This is a genomic window from Sphingomonas sp. LY29 (assembly GCF_035593985.1).
In the GTDB taxonomy this organism is placed as follows: Bacteria; Pseudomonadota; Alphaproteobacteria; order Sphingomonadales; family Sphingomonadaceae; genus Sphingomicrobium.
Genome location: NZ_CP141587.1, coordinates 240,687 through 258,313, shown reverse-complemented (window position 1 = coordinate 258,313; position 17,627 = coordinate 240,687). Strand labels below are relative to the sequence as shown.

Here is a 17,627-nt window from a genome sequence, read left to right as displayed (position 1 = left end):
TCTACTGTTCCGCCTCAACCGGCGCCAGTCGCGCGTCGCGGCGGCGGCTCGCCGCACTGATCAGGAGGGCGACAGTCGGCAAGGCGGCCGTGGCCACCCACACCCAATATCCGATTTGAAAATGATCAATGCGCCACTTGCCGTGATCGAGAGCGAAGGAAGCACCAGCGTAAGAGTGACTCGCCAGTGCCAATGGCAAGCTCAGGATGCCTATCCAAGCCAGCCGCCGCCTACCGAAGATGAGCGCGAAACTCGAAACGAGGATCGTGACGTTTGCCCACCACGAAAAATGTCCGAACCACCCGGCAGTCAGAAACCAAAGACCGGAGCGTGAAAATGGTGGGAAGCGCGGGTTGGGCTCAGTTGGTACAAGCCAAGCTGCCGGCAACAATAGCGACAACGTGAAGAGCAGTAGGCTCACGATCCCGATCCAACGCCACATCGCGTCGAGCTTACGCGGCGCGGCTCATCGTGATCAAGGCGGACTTGCAAAAGGTGGAAGCCGACGACCCGGCGCGAAATCGTTGTGGCTGCTTCCTTCCGGACCTGACCAGGTTGGCGACAACGCCGTCCGCCGACTTCCGAGCGCGCATATGGCCGCGCCACCGCGAAATCGCAAGTGGCCTAGCGGTCGAGGTTGTGTGCCGCGCCAGGGATGCGGACCGTGAGCGTACCCAAGTCGTCCGACAGCATGATCTGGCACGCCAAACGCGAAGTGCGGGTGACGTGCGCGGCGAGATCGAGGAGGTCGTCTTCCTCCTCGCTTGCTGGCGGCAACCGAGCGAAATCTTCGGCCGCAACAATGACATGGCAGGTCGAACAGGCCATCGCCCCTTCACATGATCCCTCGAGCGGCTGGCCATTCGCCTGCGCGAGATCGAGCAGATTACTTCCTGCTTCCGCCTCAACCTGCCGATCTTCCGATCCGTCCGGGCGGAGAAAGTGCACCTGTACCGTCATCCGTACACCCGCTGGCTTCGCGCGGCTTCTTCGATCGACCGACAGGCGGAGGTCAACTCCCCCTCGCCCGTGTATCGTCCGAAGCCCAGTCGAATGGAGCTTCGCGCCTCGCGATCGCTCAGGCCGAGCGCCCGAAGCACATGACTGGGACGGCCCGATCCCGAGGCGCACGCGCTTCCCAAGGAGAATGCGAGGTTGCGAAGATCGCTCATTAGTCGAGCGGCATCCAACCCCTCCCTCCGGATATTGAGATTGCCATGATAGCGGGGTTCGACGCTGCCATTGATCTGCCAGTCGGGCCCCAGCGCGTTGGCCGCAGCGACCCATAGCTTTTCGACATGGGAGGCGTCCCGGTCACGCCGGTCGACCGCGATGCCGGCTGCCTCGCCGAAGCCGACGCACAATCCCGGCGACAAGGTGCCCGACCGAAGGCCCATTTCCTGTCCGCCGCCATGAAGCAGCGGTCGAGGCTCGAATCCCTTGCGCATCCACAGGCCGCCGACCCCCTTGGGACCGTGCACCTTATGCGCCGACACGGCGATCAGGTCGGGTCCGACAGGAAGGTCCATCCGCCCGAAGCCCTGCACTGCGTCGCACAGCATCGTCGCGCCCACGGCGTGTGCCAGTTCGGCAAGCTCGGCCACGGGCTGCATCACGCCGATCTCGTTGTTCACCAGCATCGCCGCGACCAGCGCGGTACGACCGTCGATGGCGTGGCGGGCCTCATCGAGATCGACGAGGCCGTCCGCACCGACGGGCAGCCGAACCACCTGATAGCCCTTGCTCTCGAACCAGTCCGCGCAGTCGAGGACGGCGGCATGCTCGGTGGCGATCGTCACGATCTTTCGCCGCTCCGACCGCTCGAGCGTGCCGGCGATTGCCCAGTTCAGCGCCTCGGTCGCGCCGCTGGTGAAGGCGAAGCGGCCCTCGTCGAGCGCGGCCGCCGACAGAATCTTGTCGCGCGCCACTTCAATCGCTGCTGCCGCCTCCCGCCCCCACGTCGACGGACTGTGTGGATTGGCGAATTTTTCCTCGATCCACGGGCGCATTGCCGCCGCAACCTCGGGCGCGACCGGCGTCGTTGCCTGATAATCGAGATAGATCACGCCGCCTGCGCGCGACGCTCGGCAATGCGACGCCACTGAGCCAGAAATGCATCGACCTCGGCCTCGCTGGTATCGGGACCGAAGCTGACTCGGAGGAAGCTGGAGGCGATGTCGGCGGTGACATTCATCGCCGACAGGACGTGACTGGCCTGCATCTTGCCAGACGAGCAGGCACTTCCCGCCGAGACCGCGATCCCCGCCATGTCGAACTGGACCAACAAGGCGGCGCTCGACATGCCCGGCATCGCGACCGATCCGATCGTCGGCAAGCGCGGGCTTTTGCGAGCAATCACGACCCCGCCCGCCGCTTCGACGCCGTCGTCTAGTCGATTGCGAAGTGCCGTAAGTCTAGCCATCTCATAGGGTCGTGCGGACAGTGCCGCGGCAAATCCTAGTGCGCCGGGAACGTCCTGCGTCCCGCGCCGATAGCCCTTCTCCTGACCACCGACAGGCGACAGCATGCTCAAATCTCGCACGAGCAGTGCTCCGATGCCCGGCGGGCCGCCAAGCTTGTGCGCCGAAAGCGCAATGAAGTCGGCATCGGGAAGCGGAGTCTTACCGGCACTTTGCGCGCAATCCGCGAGGAGCAGCGATCCCCCCTCGCGGATCATTGGCGCAAGCCGGTCGAGCGGCTGCAGGACGCCCGTCTCGTTGTTGACGCCCTGGATGGCGATAAGGGCGGGCCCTTCATCAAGCACTGCCTGCAGCGCAATTTCGTCGATCAAGCCGTCGGAACCCACGGGTATGACGGTCGACGCCCCGCCCATCGCATGCGGGACGATGGCATGCTCGCTGACCATGTGCGCCCGGCGCGTCAGCGCAGCACGGCTTGCGACCATCTCCACAGCTTCGCTCGCGCCACTGGTGACAATGACGTCATGGCGCCAGCCGAGTTCGGTGGCGAGCGTCGTTCGCGCCTCTTCCAGCAACGCGCGGGCTTTCCGCCCCTCGGCATGCGGTGAGCTTGGATTTGCCCAATGGTCGAACCCGCGCGCCATCGCCTCACGCGCTTGCGGGAGCACCGCCGTCGTCGCGGCATGATCCAGAAAAATACGTTCATGAGACACGAAGCGAACCTGCCGTTGCCAGAGCTTGACCCGGCCCTATATAGGACCCGCCGTCGCGGTGCACCCATTCGCGATCGGACTTTTTCACTCATCGATCCCAAGTGAGCGCCCATGCCCGAAGTGATTTTCCCCGGACCCGAAGGTCGCCTCGAAGGACGTTTCAGCCCGGGACCGCGCCCACGCGCGCCCGTCGCGATGATCCTGCACAGCCATCCTCAGGCCGGCGGGACGATGAACAACAAGCTCGTCCAGCTGCTCTACAAGGATTTCGTTCGCCGCGGCTTTGCCGTTCTCCGCTTCAATTTCCGCGGCGTTGGCAAGAGCCAGGGTACATTCGATAACGGCATTGGCGAGCTGTCCGACGCTGCCAGCGCGCTCGACTGGGTCCAGCAGATCCACCCCGAAGCCGAACAGACCTGGGTTGCCGGCGTGAGCTTCGGCGCGTGGATCGGCATGCAGTTGCTGATGCGCCGCCCCGAAATTCGAGGTTTCATCTCGATCGCCCCGCCGGCGAACATGTACGATTTCAGCTTCCTGGCCCCCTGCCCGGCCAGCGGAATCATCATCCAGGGTGAGGCCGATGAGGTCGTCACCCCGATCGCGGTCCAGAAGCTGGTCGATAAGCTTCGGACCCAGCGCCACATCACGATTGCGCACGACACGATCCCCGGCGCGAACCATTTCTTCGCGAACGAGCTCGATCTGCTGATGGGCAGCGTCGACAAATATCTCGATTATCGCCTCGACCCGAGCTGCCCGATCCGCTGATCGGGGCCTCGTCAGAGGGTCAGGATCAGCACGTTGCCGATGAACACCAGCCCGCAGACGATCATCAGGATGCCGCGCTTGCGCGTGTCGGGGCGAATGGCCTGACGAAACCCGAAGATCAGCAAAAGCGCCGCAGCGATAACCGTGAGCGACAGGGCGCCCGCTGCAATCCCGCTCATCGACTTTCACTCCTCCTTAACCCTCATCGGCCATGGTTCGCGCCATGCCCGATGTCCAGCATCAACAAGCGCGCCTAGACGACGCATTCGAGCGGATCGAAGAAACGATCCTGCCGTGCATCGCGATGATGCTCGACACCCTGCTTGACGCATCGGCCAACCTTGCGGCCATCGACCCCAAGGCCCTCGCCGCGGAATTGCAGATTCTCGCCGCCGAGCTCGAAGAGCTGACCCGCGCCGTCGAACGAAATTCGCCGGTCTGTGTAGAGCCAGGTGAATATCGCGTCGCGACCGCCTAGGCGATCAGCTTTTCATGCAGCGCTGGATCGATATTCCCGCCTGACACGATCGCCACCGTATCCTCCGCGAACTCCACCTTGCCGCTGAGGATCGCCGCGATCGCTACCGACCCGCCTGGCTCGGCGATCAGGCGGTGCTCGTCCCAAAGCCATTTCACTGCCGCGACAACGTCCGCTTCGCTGACGGCCAAGGCCTTAGCGTTCCGCCCTTGGAGGATGTCGAAGGTAATAGGCGACACGCGCGGCGTCTGCAGCGCGTCGCACAAGGTTGCCGGCGCACCGGCTTCGACCGGGACGATCTCCCCGAGGGCAATGGAGCGCCGCATATCGTCCCACCCATCGGGCTCGACGATCACGATCTCGCTGTCCGGGCATGCCACGGCGATCCCCGCCGCGAGTCCGCCGCCGCCGCACGGTATGACGATCCGACGCGGCGTCCGCCCCAACTGCGCGGAAAGCTCGACGCCCACCGTGCCCTGGCCGGCGACGATGTGCGGATCGTCGAAGCTTGGCACCACGATTGCTCCCGACTTTCCCGCGAGTGCAGCCGCAATGGCTTCGCGACTTTCGGTCCGCCGGTCGTAAAAGACGACCTCCGCGCCCTGGGCCTTGGTGCCTTCCACCTTCAACGTTGGCGCATCGGACGGCATGACGATGATCGCGTTGATCCCAAGCCGCCGTGCGGCGATTGCCACGCCCTGCGCATGATTGCCCGACGAAAAGGCGACGACCCCGCGTGACCGCTCTTCCGCCGACAGGAGGAGCAGGCGATTGGTCGCTCCGCGAAGCTTGAACGCCCCACCGGTCTGCCGATTCTCGCATTTGAGCCACAGCTTGTGACCTCGAATCCTCGCCTCAATCAGCGGGGTTTCTTCGATCGACCCGACAATGCGAGCCGACGCCGCCAGAACGTCGTTGCGATCGATCTTCGACAATGCTGCCAAGTCATTCTTCTTTCTTCGTTTTCGTCCAACCGTTGCTGGGTGAGGATCGACCGCATCGCGTGCCGAAGCGATCGGGGCAATTCTTCTTTACACTGGGGTCCACCGACCATATATCGCGCTTCCGCTGCCCCATGGGACTTCCAACCGCAAGGCAGCTTTTCTCGAACTACCCGTTGGAGGTCCCTTGAATTGCACAAGCATCATCGCGCGCTGGGGCTAGCGAAAGCCCCTTTCGTCAGCTCTGCTGCCGACATCGCCACGAGCCGCCCGGTCCAGCCGGTCACGCTGCTTCGTCCACACGCCGCCCGTCGCGCGGCGCGTTTCTTCGTGGAAAAGTTTGCGGGCAAGTCGCTGTATGCGGTCAAAGCCAATCCCTCGCCCGATCTTCTGCGGGTGCTGTGGGATGCCGGCATTACCCATTACGATGTCGCCTCGCTCGGCGAAGTGCGCCTGGTCGCGGAAACGCTTCCGGAAGCAACCCTGTGCTTCATGCACCCGGTCAAGGCTGAGGAAGCGATCGCCGAGGCTTACTTCACGCATGGCGTGAAGACGTTCAGCCTCGACACGATGGAAGAGCTCGACAAGATCATGCGCGCCACGCGCGGCGCCAGCGATCTCAGCCTTCTCGTTCGTATTCGTGTTAGCTCCGAGCATAGTAAGCTTAGCCTTGCTTCGAAGTTCGGTGCGGACCCGTCGGAACTGACGCGCCTGCTCTTCGCGGCCCGCCAGGCTGCCGACGCGCTCGGAATCTGCTTCCATGTCGGCAGCCAGGCGATGAGCCCGGCCGCCTACGCCGAAGCGCTGGGCAAGGTCCGCGACGCGATCGTCGGTGCGGCCGTCACGGTCGACATCGTCGATGTCGGCGGCGGATTCCCCAGCTGGTACCCCGGCATGGAGCCGCCTGCGCTCGAGAATTATTTCGAGGTCATTTCGAACGCCTACGAAGCGTTGCCGATCAGCTATTCGGCCGAACTGTGGTGCGAGCCGGGCCGTGCGCTGTGCGCCGAATATGCCAGCGTCCTTGTCCGCGTCGAGAAGCGCCGCGATGCCGAGCTGTACATCAACGACGGCGCTTATGGCGCGCTGTTCGATGCGGCGCATATCGGCTGGCGTTACCCCGTTCGTCTGATCCGTGACGTCGAAAGCGACACGCGCGACATGCCGTTCAGCTTCTACGGCCCGACCTGCGATGACTTGGATCACATGGCAGGCCCGTTCGAGCTGCCCGCCGACGTTCGCGCCGGCGACTATATCGAGGTCGGGATGCTCGGCGCCTACGGTTGCGCGATGCGCACCGGATTCAACGGCTTCGGAGTCGAGGAACGGGTCGTCGTCACCGACGAGCCGATGGCTAGCCTCTATGCCGAGACGGAACGCGAGCAGCGCTCGAACGTCGTTCAACTGTAGCTTGATCCGCGCCGGCCTTCCCGGCGCCCCGTAACACATTGACCAGTTCCCCGGCTCCGGCCGGGGGACCCTTGCGCATTATGGAGCCAAGAATGACCACCGAAACGCTCAACAAGGTCCAGGACGAGAGCCAGATCAACGACACCCGCAAGGCGGAATTGCTGTCGTCGACGGTCGAGCACATCGACATTACCAGCTTCGACGCGCGCCCGATCGTCGAGGCGATGGGCAAGATGAGCTTCACCAGCCGCGACACCGCGCGTGCTGCCGACCTCTACAACCAAATGCTGTCGGACCCGAACTGCTCGGTCATCCTCGTCATCGCCGGCTCGACCTCTGCGGGCGGCTGCATGGATCTCTACGCGGAGCTGGTGCGATCCAACATGGTCGACGCGATCGTCGCCACCGGCGCGACCATCGTCGACATGGATTTCTTCGAAGCGCTTGGCCACAAGCATTATCAAGCGCTTGAAATCCCTGACGACGACACGCTGCGCTCGCTCTATATCGACCGCATCTACGACACTTACATCGACGAGATCGCACTCCAGGATTGCGACTTCACGGTCGGCAAGATCGCCGACTCGCTCGAACCGCGCCCCTACTCGAGCCGCGCCTTCATCAAGGAAATGGGCAAGTGGCTGGTCGAGCACGGCAAGAAGGACAACAGCCTCGTCAAGCTCGCCTACGAGCATGACGTGCCGATCTTCTGCCCGGCGTTCACCGACAGTTCGGCGGGCTTCGGCCTCGTCAAGCATCAGGTCGATGCAATGAAGCGCGGCGGCCATTACATGACGATGGACAGCATCGCCGACTTCCGCGAACTGACCGACATCAAGATCAAGGCGGGCACCACCGGCCTGCTCATGATCGGCGGCGGCGTGCCGAAGAACTTCGCGCAGGACACCGTCGTTTGCGCCGAAATCCTCGGCCACGAGGATGTCGAGGTTCACAAATATGCCGTGCAGATCACCGTCGCCGACGTCCGTGACGGCGCCTGCTCCTCATCGACACTTCAGGAAGCGGCGAGCTGGGGGAAGGTCAGCACCGCGCTCGAGCAGATGGTCTATGCCGAGGCGACCTCGGTCCTGCCGCTGATCGCCAGCGACGCATGGCACCGCGGCGCGTGGAAGAACCGCGCCAAGCGCTCGTTCGCCAAGCTGTTCGACTAATCCCTTCCCGCTGGCCGATTGCCAGCACCGAACGATTGATGCACCCTCCTCCTTCATTGGGGGAGGGTGTTTTCATGGCTAATCCGTTGCTCGGACCGGTCGTCGCGCTGGTGGCGTGGACGCTGGTAATGCTGGTGTGGCTCGCCGCGGTTCGTGGCAAGGCCGTGCGCAAGGCGCGGATCAACATCATGGCGAGCAAGGGCGGGCGCGGCCAGAACCTCGAAGGCGTGCTCCCCGACGAGGCCAATTGGCCCGCCCACAATTACGCCCACCTGATGGAGCAGCCGACGCTGTTCTACGCGATCGTCCTCACGCTCGTGGCGATGGGCGACACCATCGCCATCAACCTGTGGCTGGCGTGGGGCTATGTCGGACTGCGGGTGCTGCACAGCATCGTCCAGACGACGATCAACCGCGTCGCGATCCGTTTTCCAATCTTCGCATTGTCGACATTATGCCTCGTCGGCCTGACCGTCCACGCCGGCGCCAGGCTGCTTCACGGCTAGCGCGTGAAGGCTGCGGCCAACTCCACATGCGTCGACCAGCGGAACTGGCCGACCGGCCGAACCCACGCAAGGCGATAGCCGCCCTCGACCAGCTTCTCGGCATCGCGCGCGAACGTGGCGGGATTGCAGCTGACGTAGGCGATGCGCGGCACGCTCGATTCCGCAAGCCGCGCGATCTGTTCGAACGCGCCTGACCTCGGCGGATCGAGGACGACGGCGTCGAAGTCGGCGAGTTCATCGGCCTCATACGGGCGCCGATACAGATCGCGATGCTCCGCCTTCACCCGCGGCGCCGCGGCCTTGAGCGCGAGGATCGGATCGCGTGCCGCCTCGGCTGCCATTACCTCACCCGGCATCGCCAGCGCGAACGTGCCAAGGCCTGCGAACAGGTCGGCGGTCCGAGCCGCGCCCGCGGTCGCCTCGAGCACCGCCTCGACCAGTGCGCGCTCGCCGTCCTCGGTCGCCTGCAGGAATGCCCCGGTCGGAAGCGCGACGCGCGTTCCCGACAGGCTTACCGACGTCGGCTTCGGCTCGTAGCGCGTCTCCGGGCCATATCCCTCGTCCACCGACAGCCGGGCGAGGCCATGCGTCTTGGCGAATTCGGTCAGCCCTTCGATTGCGGCAAGACCGACGATCTGCACGCCCTTCAGCGACAGGTCGACGCCGTCCTGCGTCAGCGACATCTGGATCTCGCCCGACCGCTTCGCCGGAAGGATCGTTTTGAACAGACGACGCAAAGGCTCGACGAGTGCGAACAGTTCGGGCCGAAGCACATGGCATTCGCGCAGGTCGACGACACGATTGCTGCCCGCTTCGTTGAATCCGATCGCGATCCCCTTCCCCAGTGACAGCGCCCGCAGTGTCGCGCGCCGGCGGCTCCGCGGCGGCGACAGGTGCGGCTCGCGCACCTCGGTTTCGATGCCATGCTGGGCAAGCGCCCCGACCACCCGGCTGCGGCAATAATCGGCGTAGGCGGCGTCGGTCAGGTGTTGAAGCTGGCATCCGCCGCAGATTGGGAAGTGACGGCATGGCGGCACCTGATGCCCTGGCCCTTGCTGCAGCGTGCCATCGTCGAGCACCACGTCCCCGGGAACGCCGAACGCGACATGCTTGCCCGCCGCCGTCACGCCGTCACCGCGCGCGGCGATGCGAATCACCGGGTCGCTCATGGCACCGCCAAAGGGATTGCGGCGGCAAGATCGTCCGCGATCATTCCTGGCCCGGCCGCCTCTGCAGCGCGTCCGTGAATCCAGACGGCGGCACAAGCCGCTTCGAAGCTGGGCAATCCCCGCGCGCGCATCGCGGCGACGATGCCGGCCAGCACGTCGCCGGTTCCGGCGGTCGCCAGCCATGCCGGCGCCGGCGGTGCGAATCCAACCCGGCCATCGGGCGAAGCCACCAAGGTGTCCGCGCCCTTATAGATCACCACCGATTTGCTCGCCTCGGCTGCTGCGGTGGCGCGGTCGGCCTTGCTGCCGGGCAGATCGCCGAACAGCTTGACGAATTCGCCCTCGTGCGGGGTCAGGATGGCGTCATGACCGTGCAGCCGCTTGGGCTCGCCGACATGCCCTATCGCGTCGGCGTCGATCACCACCGGGCGCGGCGCGGTGAGCGCGAGGGTCAACACCTGCGGGACATTGCCAAGCCCCGGCCCGACGAGGATGCAGCCCACGCGCGGATCATTGACGACGGCAGTATCGGTCTGAACGACCGCGGCGGGAAGATGGTCGATCCCGCGCGAGGTGCTGACCCGGACATAGCCCGCCCCTGCCCGCGCCGCGGCAGTCGCAGACAGCGCGATCGCGCCGGGCATCGTCCCGGCAAGGCAGTGCACCAGCCCGCGGTCGAACTTATGACCCGCCGGATCGAGCGGCGGGATCGAAGGCGCCTCGATCTCATGCCAGTCACGCGCGGCGTCGATGCCGATGTCGGCAAGCACGACCCGTCCCATGCTCGCCATGGCCGGCATCAAACGGTGAGCCGGCTTCAGCGCACCGAACGCGACGGTCAGGTCGATGCGCGGAACCGGTGAGAGCATGGCCCCATCGTCGCTCGACACCCCGCTGGGCAAGTCGGCAGCGACGACAAGCGCGGCTTTTTCTCCGAGTTCGATAAAGCGTTCGACCAGCGAGGCTTCCAAGCCGCGCGTCAGTCCCGTGCCAAACAGGCAATCGACGAGGATTGCGGCACCGCTCGTCTTGTCGATGCTTTCGACCGCACCCGGCCATCCCTGCCTCGCTGCCCGTCCTGCATCCGTCGACGGCTCCGCGCTCGCTGCCACGCGGACCGGCCAACCCGTTTCTTTCAGCAGGCGCGCTGCGACATAGCCGTCACCGCCGTTATTCCCGGGGCCGCAAAGCACCAACGTGTCGCCGGGCGCCGTATAGCGGCGGATGGCTTCGGCCAGTGCGGCGCCCGCGCGCTCCATCAGCATTTGTTCGGACGTTCCGCCGGCGATGGTCGCGGCTTCGGCGGCGCGCATCGCGGCGGCGGTCAGGATCGGTCTGCTCATGCCGCGCCCTAGCGCAGGTTGGTCGCCAGATGCCACCAGTTCGACGGGCATGCAGCGGAGGCGGCATCCCGCGTTGGCTCGTCATCGAATAACGCGAAGCAGGTCGCGCCGCTGCCCGACATTCGGGCCAGCGTCACACCGTCCTGCACTCCCATCCAGTCGAGGATGTCCCCGATCGCGGGCACGATCTCGCTCGCCGGCGGTTCGAGGTCGTTGCGGCCGGCGATCCAGTCATCGAGCGGTCCGACATCGGTCCCGTCCCAACCCGCGAAGACTGCCGCCGTGGACAGCGCCTCGAGTGGGTTGACCAGCAGGATCGGCGTTCCAGCGATGCGTGGATCGTCGACCAGTTGCAGGCGATCCCCCGCTCCTTCGCCCCGCGCGGTCATGCTCAACAGGCAGGCCGGCACGTCGGCCCCCAGTTTGGGCGCGACCGTCGAGGCGTGAGCCGGGTCGATCCGCCACAAGGCGGTGAGCGCGCGCAGGGCGGCCGCGGCGTCGGCCGATCCCCCGCCGATCCCCGACGCGACCGGCAAATTCTTGGTCAGTCGAAGCTCCGCGCCCGCCGTCGATCCCGCAGCGTCCCGAAGCATCTCGCCCGCCCTGAGGACCAGATTGTCGCCATCGGTCGAGAGTCCGCCGGCAAAGGGCCCGTCGATTGTGAGCGACAGCGACGACGCTTCCGTCGCCTCGACCCGGTCGCCGTCGGTGCAGAAAGCGAAGATCGTCTCCAGCGCATGGCGACCGTCCGCCATCCGCCCGCGCACATGCAGTGCCAGATTGACCTTCGCCGGTGCCGGTTCGCGCACAGGGACGATATCTTCGCTCACGGCGCCGCCGTGGCGCGATCCAGGCCCGAAGCGATTTTCTGGCGAAGTCGCGCCTTGGCCTTATCCTCGGACACCAGCAGCGCCGCCTCCCAGGAGAAGCGCGCCTCGATCCGGCGGCCCGACGCGAACAGGGCATCGCCCAGATGCTCGTGGATTTCACCCTGCGTCGGATCGCCCGCCGCCGCCCGGGTCAGCGTCTCGACCGCTTCCGGCAGTCGCCCGCGCTTGTAGAGCGCCCAGCCAAGCGAGTCCGTGATCGACGCGTCGTTCGGACGAAGCGCGCTCGCCTTGCGGATCATCGCCTCGGCAGCGTCGAGGTCCTCGCCGCGCTCAAGCTTCCCATAGCCGAGGAAGTTGAGCAGCACGGCATTGTCGGGCTCGATCCGCATTGCCGTTTCCAGCGCCGCTTTGGCCTCGGACCAATTCCCCGCTTGCTCGAGGCTGGCGGCGCGAAGCAGATGAAGCGTCCACAGGTCGTCGCTTTGCCCTTCTGCCCCGCTACGCTGGATCGCCTGCGCATACGCGCTCGCCGCCTCGGAATGACGCTCCATTTCGCCAAGCACATTACCCAGCCGGCGATAATCGGCGGATGTCGCTTGCTTCGACTGGGCGGCAGCATGGGCGCGGCGAAGCGCTTCGTCCCGGCGCTTCGTGTCGCTCAGCAATTTGGCTTCAAGGTCGAGCGCGTCGCCCGCCAGCAGGGCATCGGCTGGGATCGTCCAAAGCGCGCCCAAGGCGTCGTCGGGCCGGGAATCGCCGTCGAGAAGCAAGGCGAGCAGCAGTGTCGGTTCGTAATTGTCGGGGCTGGCGTGGCGAGCGACCTGAACGAGCGCGATCGGAAGCGACTTGCTTTCGTCGCGGCTGATATCGACGGCCAGTGCGACCAGCAATTCGGCAAACCCCTTCGACGGGGTATCGATCGCGGCATTCAACGGACGTCGCGCGATCAGTCGGTTTCGGGCTGCGATAAGCGTGGCATCGCTCCCAGCCAGCATCGCTTGCGCCTGCTCGACGCGCTTGGCGCGGATCAGCGCGTCGGCATAGGCGACCCGCAGGCGCGAACTGCGACCCCCGCCCCGTGCCACGACCTTCTGCGCGATCGGCAACGCCTCGTCGGGACGACGGAGCGCGAACAGCATGGCCGCGCGATGTTCGTCGGCGATCGATCCCAGCGGCCCCTGTACGCCTTGCGTGGCCAAGGCGGTCACCCCGTCCATACGCCCTCGCGCGGTATGATCCCACGCTCGAAGCAACGGGCCGAACAGGTCGGTCTCCGTCGACGTGTCGCCGCGCTCCATCGTCGTGATCGCCTCGCCGGTCTTGCCGCGGCGAAGCGCGTCGGCGGTCAGCAGGAGTCGGGCGTCGAGCGGCAACTGCTTCGGATCGATTTTTCGCGCCAGGTCGAGGGCAAGCCCGTTCTGTCCCGACTGGATCGCGGCCGAGATGGCACGGCGCGCGATCGTGGAGTCCGATGGGTTGGCGGCAGCGAGCGCCGCGAACAGGCGCGCCGATCGTGCCTCGTCGCCGTTCATCTCCGCCGCCCGCGCCTCGACGTAGGTCGATAGCGGCGTCGCGCTCACGGACGACGCGGCGCCGATCAGCAGGGCGACGAGCAACGGGCGCTTACATATTGGGATAATTGGGTCCTCCGCCGCCCTCGGGCACGACCCAGTTGATGTTTTGGGTCGGGTCCTTGATGTCGCACGTCTTGCAGTGAACGCAATTCTGCGCGTTGATCTGAAGCTTGGGTGAACCGGCTTCCTCAACGATCTCGTAGACGCCAGCCGGGCAGTAGCGCTGCTCGGGGCTGTCGTAGAGCGCGAGGTTCACCCGGATCGGGACTTCCGGATCCTTCAGCGTCAGATGGATCGGCTGGTCTTCCTCATGATTGGTGTTCGACAGGAACACCGACGACAGGCGGTCGAAGGTCAGCTTCCCGTCGGGTTTGGGATAGGCGATCGGATGGAAATGCTCCTTGCGCCCGATCTGCTTGTGGTCGGCATGATGCTTGAGCGTCCATGGCGTGCGGATCTTCAATGTGTTTAACCACATGTCGAAGCCGGCGAAGACCGTTCCGATCGTCCCGCCCCACCGCGCGACCGCCGGCTGCGCGTTGCGAACCGTCTTCAATTCCTCGGCGATCCAGCTCGACCGCACGGCAGGCTCATAGGCCGTCAATTCGTCGTGGCGACGGTCGGCCTTGACCGCATCATAGGCCGCCTCGGCGGCCAGCATTGCCGACTTCATCGCGGTGTGGCTGCCCTTGATCCGGGGCACGTTAACAAAACCCGCCGCGCAACCGACCAGCGCGCCGCCCGGGAACGCCAGCTTGGGAATGGCCTGCCACCCGCCTTCGTTGATCGCGCGGCTGCCATAGGCGATGCGTTTGCCGCCCTCGATCTCGGCGCGGATCGCGGGATGGGTCTTCCACCTCTGAAATTCCTCGAACGGGGACAAATAGGGATTCTTGTAGTCGAGCGCGACGACGAACCCCAACGCGACCTGGCCATTGTCCTGGTGATAGAGAAAGCTCCCGCCCCACGCGTCGTCGAGCGGCCAGCCTTGCGTGTGGATCACGCGTCCGGGCCGATGCTTGTCGGCAGGAACGTCCCACAACTCCTTGATCCCGATGCCATAAACCTGCGGTCCGCTATCCTTTCGCAGGTCGAAGATGCGGGTAAGTTCCTTGGTCAGATGGCCGCGCGCGCCCTCGGCGAAAAAGGTATAGCGCGCGTGCAATTCCATACCCGGCTGGTAATCGGCTCGGTGCGTGCCGTCGCGAGCGACGCCCATGTCCCCGGTCGCCACGCCGCGGACGCTGCCGTCGTCGTTGAACAGGATTTCGGCGGCGGCGAACCCTGGGAAAATCTCGACGCCAAGCTCCTCGGCCTGCCCCGCAAGCCAGCGCGTCAGATTGCCCAGGCTCGCGCTATAGGTGCCCTTGTTGTGCATAAACGGCGGCATCAGGAACGCGGGCAGCGAATATTTGCCGTTCTTCGTCAGCACCCAGTGTAGATTCTCGGTTACCGGGACCGTCAACGGACTGCCTTTCTCCTGCCAGTCGGGAATGAGTTCGGTCAGGGCGCGCGGGTCGATCACCGCGCCGGACAGAATATGCGCCCCGACCTCGCTGCCCTTTTCGAGCACGCAGACGGACAATTCGCGGTCCTCGGCAGCTGCCAGCTGCTTCAGGCGGATTGCGGCCGACAGGCCCGCGACCCCGGCGCCGACGACGACGACGTCATATTCCATCGATTCCCGGTCGCTCATGCGCTTCTCACTTTCGTCCCCTGTAGCGGCCGGTTCGTCGCGCCTCTCGTCACGCGCGCCGATATTCCGACGGTACAGCCCTGCCAATTCCTTGACCGCGCCGTCAACCTTGGTGGAAGGTGGCGGCATGGGCGCGGAAACGAATATCCTCAATCGGGCGGCAATCGACAGCTTGCTCGATTGGTGGGCCGAAGCCGGCGTCGATGTCGCCGTCGGTGAGCAGCCGCGCGCATGGCTTCGTGGCGATCCAGCCGCCGCCGTTGCTGAAACGGTTGCGATCAAGGTCGATAAGCCCGCCGATTTCGCTTCCTTCCGGGCATGGTTGGACAGCGCCCCCGGTCTCCCCCTTGATCAGGCCGGCGCGGTCCGCGTTGCCCCGCGCGGCACGGAATCCGCGCCGGTGATGCTCTTGTCGGACCTTCCCGATGGTGACGACGCGTCCGACCGCCGCCCGATCGGTGGGGACGCTTTTGAGCTGGTAACGAAGATGCTCGCCGCGATCGGCGTCGATGCCGAGGATGCTTATCACGCCAATCTGGCCTGCTTTCACGCCCCCGGCGCCCGCATTGGCCGCGACGAACTCGATGCGTGCGGCATGATCGCCCGTGACCATATTCGCCATGCCAAGCCGCAGCGCCTGATCCTGATGGGTGATGCCCCGACGCGCGCCCTTCTCGGCGAGCCGCTCGCACGGGCGCGCGGCCGAATTCACAAGGTGGAGGGAGTGCGAACGATCGCTACCTTCCACCCGCGCTGGCTGCTTCAGCGCCCCTCCGACAAGGCGCTGGCCTGGCGCGACCTCCTGTTATTGATGAGCGAGAGCGACCGATGAAGTTTGCGTGTTTCCTTCTGGCGTCGACCTTGCTCGCCGGTCCGGCCTTCGCGCAGGAAATCGATGACCCGCTGGCGCCGCTCGATCCGGCGCCGACGCAGCCGGTGCCCACGCCTACCCCATCGATCACCCTCCCCGCTCCGATCCTGCCAGTCGCTCCGCCAGTGATCGTCCGTCCCGTTCCCAAGGATTGGCGAGGAGTCTTCTCCGCGATCGATTCGGCGGATTGGGAAGGCGCACGGCTCGGCATCGCCGCCCTTCCCGCGCACCCGCTCAAACCGCTCGCCCTCGCCGAGCTTTACACCGCGCGCGGGTCGCCCGCGGTCGACGCGCCGTCGGTCCTTTCCCTGATCGCGCAGGCGCCCGAACTCCCTCAGGCCGAGCAGCTCGCCCGGCTCGCGCAGACCCGCGGCGCGATCGAACTTCCGCCCTACTTCACCGCGCGGCGCACGATCAGCCTCGGCAGCGCGCCACGGCGGGGGCGCACGCGTCCCGTCGCCGGCGAACCCCTCGCCGACCATCTTCGCCTCGCGCTCGAACCCTACGTAAAGGTCGACGACGGCACCGGCGCCGAACAACTAATGCTCCAGTCTTTCAGCAGCCTCTCGCTCGAGGCGCGCGCCGAGGCCGCGCATCGCGTCGCCTGGATGTACTTCATCGGCGGCCGCGATGCCGACGCCCGCCGCGTGGCCGACTATGGTCGTCAGGGCGCGACCGGTGAGTGGAGCGCGCAGGCCGCGTGGGTCTCGGGGCTGGCGTCATGGCGTCTGAACGATTGCAACGCCGCGCTCATCTCGTTCCGCGAGTCCGGGCGCCTGGCCCGCGAGATGGAAACGCAGGCCGGCGCTCATTATTGGGCCGCCCGCGCGGCGCAGGCTTGCCGCCGACCGCGCGAGGTCGCTCCACTCCTCAAGGCCGCGGCCCGCTCACAGGAAAGCTTCTACGGCCTGATGGCGCGCGAGACGCTGGGGCTCGACGGGCGCCTGCCCAAGCCAGCCGAGGTGCGCGACCTTCCCCGCGTCGAGGCGCTGCCCAACATCGTCCGCGCTCGCGAATTGATTGCGCTGGGTCGGCGCGCTCAAGCCGAGGAACTGCTCCGGCACCAAGCCAAGATCGGAAGCCCATCGGATCACCGCGCGCTGATCCGCATCGCCGACCGAATGGACCTTGCCGGCGCGCAGTTCTGGCTTGCGCATTTTGGCCAGCCGGGCGCTTCATCCGATCCGGCCGACCGCTACCCCGCCCCCAATTGGACGCCCTACAACGGCTGGCGGGTCGAGCCGGCGCTTGCCTATGCCCACATCATCCAGGAATCGACGTTCCGCAGCGAAGCTGTGAGCCCTGCGGGAGCGGTCGGCCTGATGCAGGTTCGCCCCGGCACCGCGGGCGACACGGCGCGCCAGCGCGGCACGTCGATCAGCGTGGCGGGACTGAAGGATCCCCTCGCCAACATCGATTACGGCCAAGCCTTCATCGAACTCCTCCGCCGCCACGGCGCCACGCAGGGGCAACTCCCCAAGATCATAGCCGCCTACAACGCCGGCCCCGTGCCGGTGTCGCGCTGGGCTTATTACGACCGCGGCGATCCGCTGCTGTGGATGGAGAGCATTCCCTATTGGGAGACCCGTTTCTACGTGCCAACGATCCTCCGCAATATGTGGGTGATCCAAGGGTTGGCTGGCACGCAGACGCCAACGCTGACCTCGCTTGCCCAACATAAATGGCCAGCTTTTCCCGCGAAGTCCCGCTGACGGTTCTTGCTTTGTTCTAGTGGC

18 protein-coding genes and 1 other RNA gene are annotated in these 17,627 nt (G+C 65.7%); 7 read left to right on the top strand and 12 right to left on the bottom strand.

Annotated features, from left to right (window positions below):
• Nucleotide 1: 1 nt before the first annotated feature.
• From SH584_RS01305 to SH584_RS01285, 5 genes are all read right to left on the bottom strand, one after another.
• A complete protein-coding gene (locus SH584_RS01305) occupies nt 2-442 on the bottom strand; it encodes a hypothetical protein (protein WP_324807946.1) in 441 nt (146 codons plus the stop codon).
• Nucleotides 443-491: 49 nt separating this feature from the next.
• Nucleotides 492-586: signal recognition particle sRNA small type (ffs, locus tag SH584_RS01300), an RNA gene on the bottom strand.
• Nucleotides 587-624: 38 nt separating this feature from the next.
• The gene (locus tag SH584_RS01295; RefSeq protein WP_324807944.1) at nt 625-960 is read right to left on the bottom strand and encodes a 2Fe-2S iron-sulfur cluster-binding protein; all 336 of its coding nucleotides are present in this window, start codon (nt 958-960) and stop codon (nt 625-627) included.
• Nucleotides 957-2,066, bottom strand: a complete 1,110-nt coding sequence (locus SH584_RS01290; protein ID WP_324807942.1) for a cysteine desulfurase family protein — start codon at nt 2,064-2,066, stop codon at nt 957-959. Before SH584_RS01290 ends, SH584_RS01295 begins: the two co-directional genes overlap by 4 nt.
• Nucleotides 2,063-3,133 carry a cysteine desulfurase family protein gene (locus tag SH584_RS01285; protein ID WP_324807940.1) on the bottom strand — a complete coding sequence of 357 codons (1,071 nt, stop codon included), beginning with the start codon at nt 3,131-3,133 and terminating at the stop codon, nt 2,063-2,065. Before SH584_RS01285 ends, SH584_RS01290 begins: the two co-directional genes overlap by 4 nt.
• A 111-nt stretch (nt 3,134-3,244) precedes the next feature.
• Here SH584_RS01285 and SH584_RS01280 point away from each other — a divergent pair, with 111 nt between their 5' ends.
• Nucleotides 3,245-3,901, top strand: coding sequence for an alpha/beta hydrolase (locus SH584_RS01280; protein ID WP_322840557.1), 657 nt, complete (start codon nt 3,245-3,247; stop codon nt 3,899-3,901).
• Nucleotides 3,902-3,912: 11 nt separating this feature from the next.
• On the opposite strand, the gene SH584_RS01275 is transcribed toward SH584_RS01280, so the two are convergent.
• On the bottom strand, nt 3,913-4,080 hold the full coding sequence (locus tag SH584_RS01275) for a hypothetical protein (RefSeq protein WP_322840558.1): 168 nt from the start codon (nt 4,078-4,080) through the stop codon (nt 3,913-3,915).
• 32 nt (nt 4,081-4,112) lie between these two features.
• Here SH584_RS01275 and SH584_RS01270 point away from each other — a divergent pair, with 32 nt between their 5' ends.
• On the top strand, nt 4,113-4,379 hold the full coding sequence (locus tag SH584_RS01270) for a hypothetical protein (RefSeq protein ID WP_324807938.1): 267 nt from the start codon (nt 4,113-4,115) through the stop codon (nt 4,377-4,379).
• On the opposite strand, the gene SH584_RS01265 is transcribed toward SH584_RS01270, so the two are convergent.
• Entirely contained in the window at nt 4,376-5,323 is a 948-nt protein-coding gene (locus SH584_RS01265) for a threonine ammonia-lyase (protein WP_324807936.1), read from the bottom strand. The two genes, SH584_RS01270 and SH584_RS01265, sit on opposite strands and share 4 nt — an antisense overlap.
• A 189-nt stretch (nt 5,324-5,512) precedes the next feature.
• Here SH584_RS01265 and SH584_RS01260 point away from each other — a divergent pair, with 189 nt between their 5' ends.
• The 3 genes from SH584_RS01260 (at nt 5,513) to SH584_RS01250 (ending at nt 8,408) form a co-directional block, all read left to right on the top strand.
• Nucleotides 5,513-6,730 (top strand): type III PLP-dependent enzyme, encoded by a 1,218-nt coding sequence (locus SH584_RS01260; protein ID WP_324807934.1) that lies wholly within the window; start codon nt 5,513-5,515, stop codon nt 6,728-6,730.
• 92 nt (nt 6,731-6,822) lie between these two features.
• The gene (locus SH584_RS01255; RefSeq protein WP_322840563.1) at nt 6,823-7,902 is read left to right on the top strand and encodes a 1,9-bis(guanidino)-5-aza-nonane synthase; all 1,080 of its coding nucleotides are present in this window, start codon (nt 6,823-6,825) and stop codon (nt 7,900-7,902) included.
• A gap of 74 nt (nt 7,903-7,976) precedes the next feature.
• Entirely contained in the window at nt 7,977-8,408 is a 432-nt protein-coding gene (locus SH584_RS01250) for an MAPEG family protein (RefSeq protein WP_324807931.1), read from the top strand.
• Here SH584_RS01250 and SH584_RS01245 read toward each other — a convergent pair.
• The 5 genes from SH584_RS01245 to SH584_RS01225 are packed head-to-tail and all read right to left on the bottom strand — an operon-like array spanning nt 8,405 to nt 15,020.
• Nucleotides 8,405-9,577, bottom strand: a complete 1,173-nt coding sequence (locus SH584_RS01245) for a class I SAM-dependent RNA methyltransferase (RefSeq protein ID WP_324807929.1) — start codon at nt 9,575-9,577, stop codon at nt 8,405-8,407. The two genes, SH584_RS01250 and SH584_RS01245, sit on opposite strands and share 4 nt — an antisense overlap.
• Nucleotides 9,574-10,920, bottom strand: coding sequence for an NAD(P)H-hydrate dehydratase (locus SH584_RS01240; protein ID WP_324807927.1), 1,347 nt, complete (start codon nt 10,918-10,920; stop codon nt 9,574-9,576). The genes SH584_RS01245 and SH584_RS01240 overlap by 4 nt, the downstream gene beginning before the upstream one ends.
• An 8-nt stretch (nt 10,921-10,928) precedes the next feature.
• Nucleotides 10,929-11,750, bottom strand: coding sequence for a 4-(cytidine 5'-diphospho)-2-C-methyl-D-erythritol kinase (locus SH584_RS01235; RefSeq protein ID WP_324807925.1), 822 nt, complete (start codon nt 11,748-11,750; stop codon nt 10,929-10,931).
• Entirely contained in the window at nt 11,747-13,330 is a 1,584-nt protein-coding gene (locus SH584_RS01230; RefSeq protein WP_324807923.1) for a tetratricopeptide repeat protein, read from the bottom strand. The genes SH584_RS01235 and SH584_RS01230 overlap by 4 nt, the downstream gene beginning before the upstream one ends.
• 43 nt (nt 13,331-13,373) lie before the next feature.
• Nucleotides 13,374-15,020 carry an electron transfer flavoprotein-ubiquinone oxidoreductase gene (locus tag SH584_RS01225; protein WP_324809418.1) on the bottom strand — a complete coding sequence of 549 codons (1,647 nt, stop codon included), beginning with the start codon at nt 15,018-15,020 and terminating at the stop codon, nt 13,374-13,376.
• 127 nt (nt 15,021-15,147) lie between these two features.
• On the opposite strand from SH584_RS01225, the gene SH584_RS01220 reads away from it, so the two are divergent.
• Both SH584_RS01220 and SH584_RS01215 read left to right on the top strand, forming a co-directional pair.
• Nucleotides 15,148-15,852 carry a uracil-DNA glycosylase gene (locus tag SH584_RS01220; protein WP_324807922.1) on the top strand — a complete coding sequence of 235 codons (705 nt, stop codon included), beginning with the start codon at nt 15,148-15,150 and terminating at the stop codon, nt 15,850-15,852.
• A complete protein-coding gene (locus SH584_RS01215) occupies nt 15,849-17,603 on the top strand; it encodes a lytic transglycosylase domain-containing protein (RefSeq protein WP_324807920.1) in 1,755 nt (584 codons plus the stop codon). Before SH584_RS01220 ends, SH584_RS01215 begins: the two co-directional genes overlap by 4 nt.
• Nucleotides 17,604-17,627: the final 24 nt, after the last annotated feature.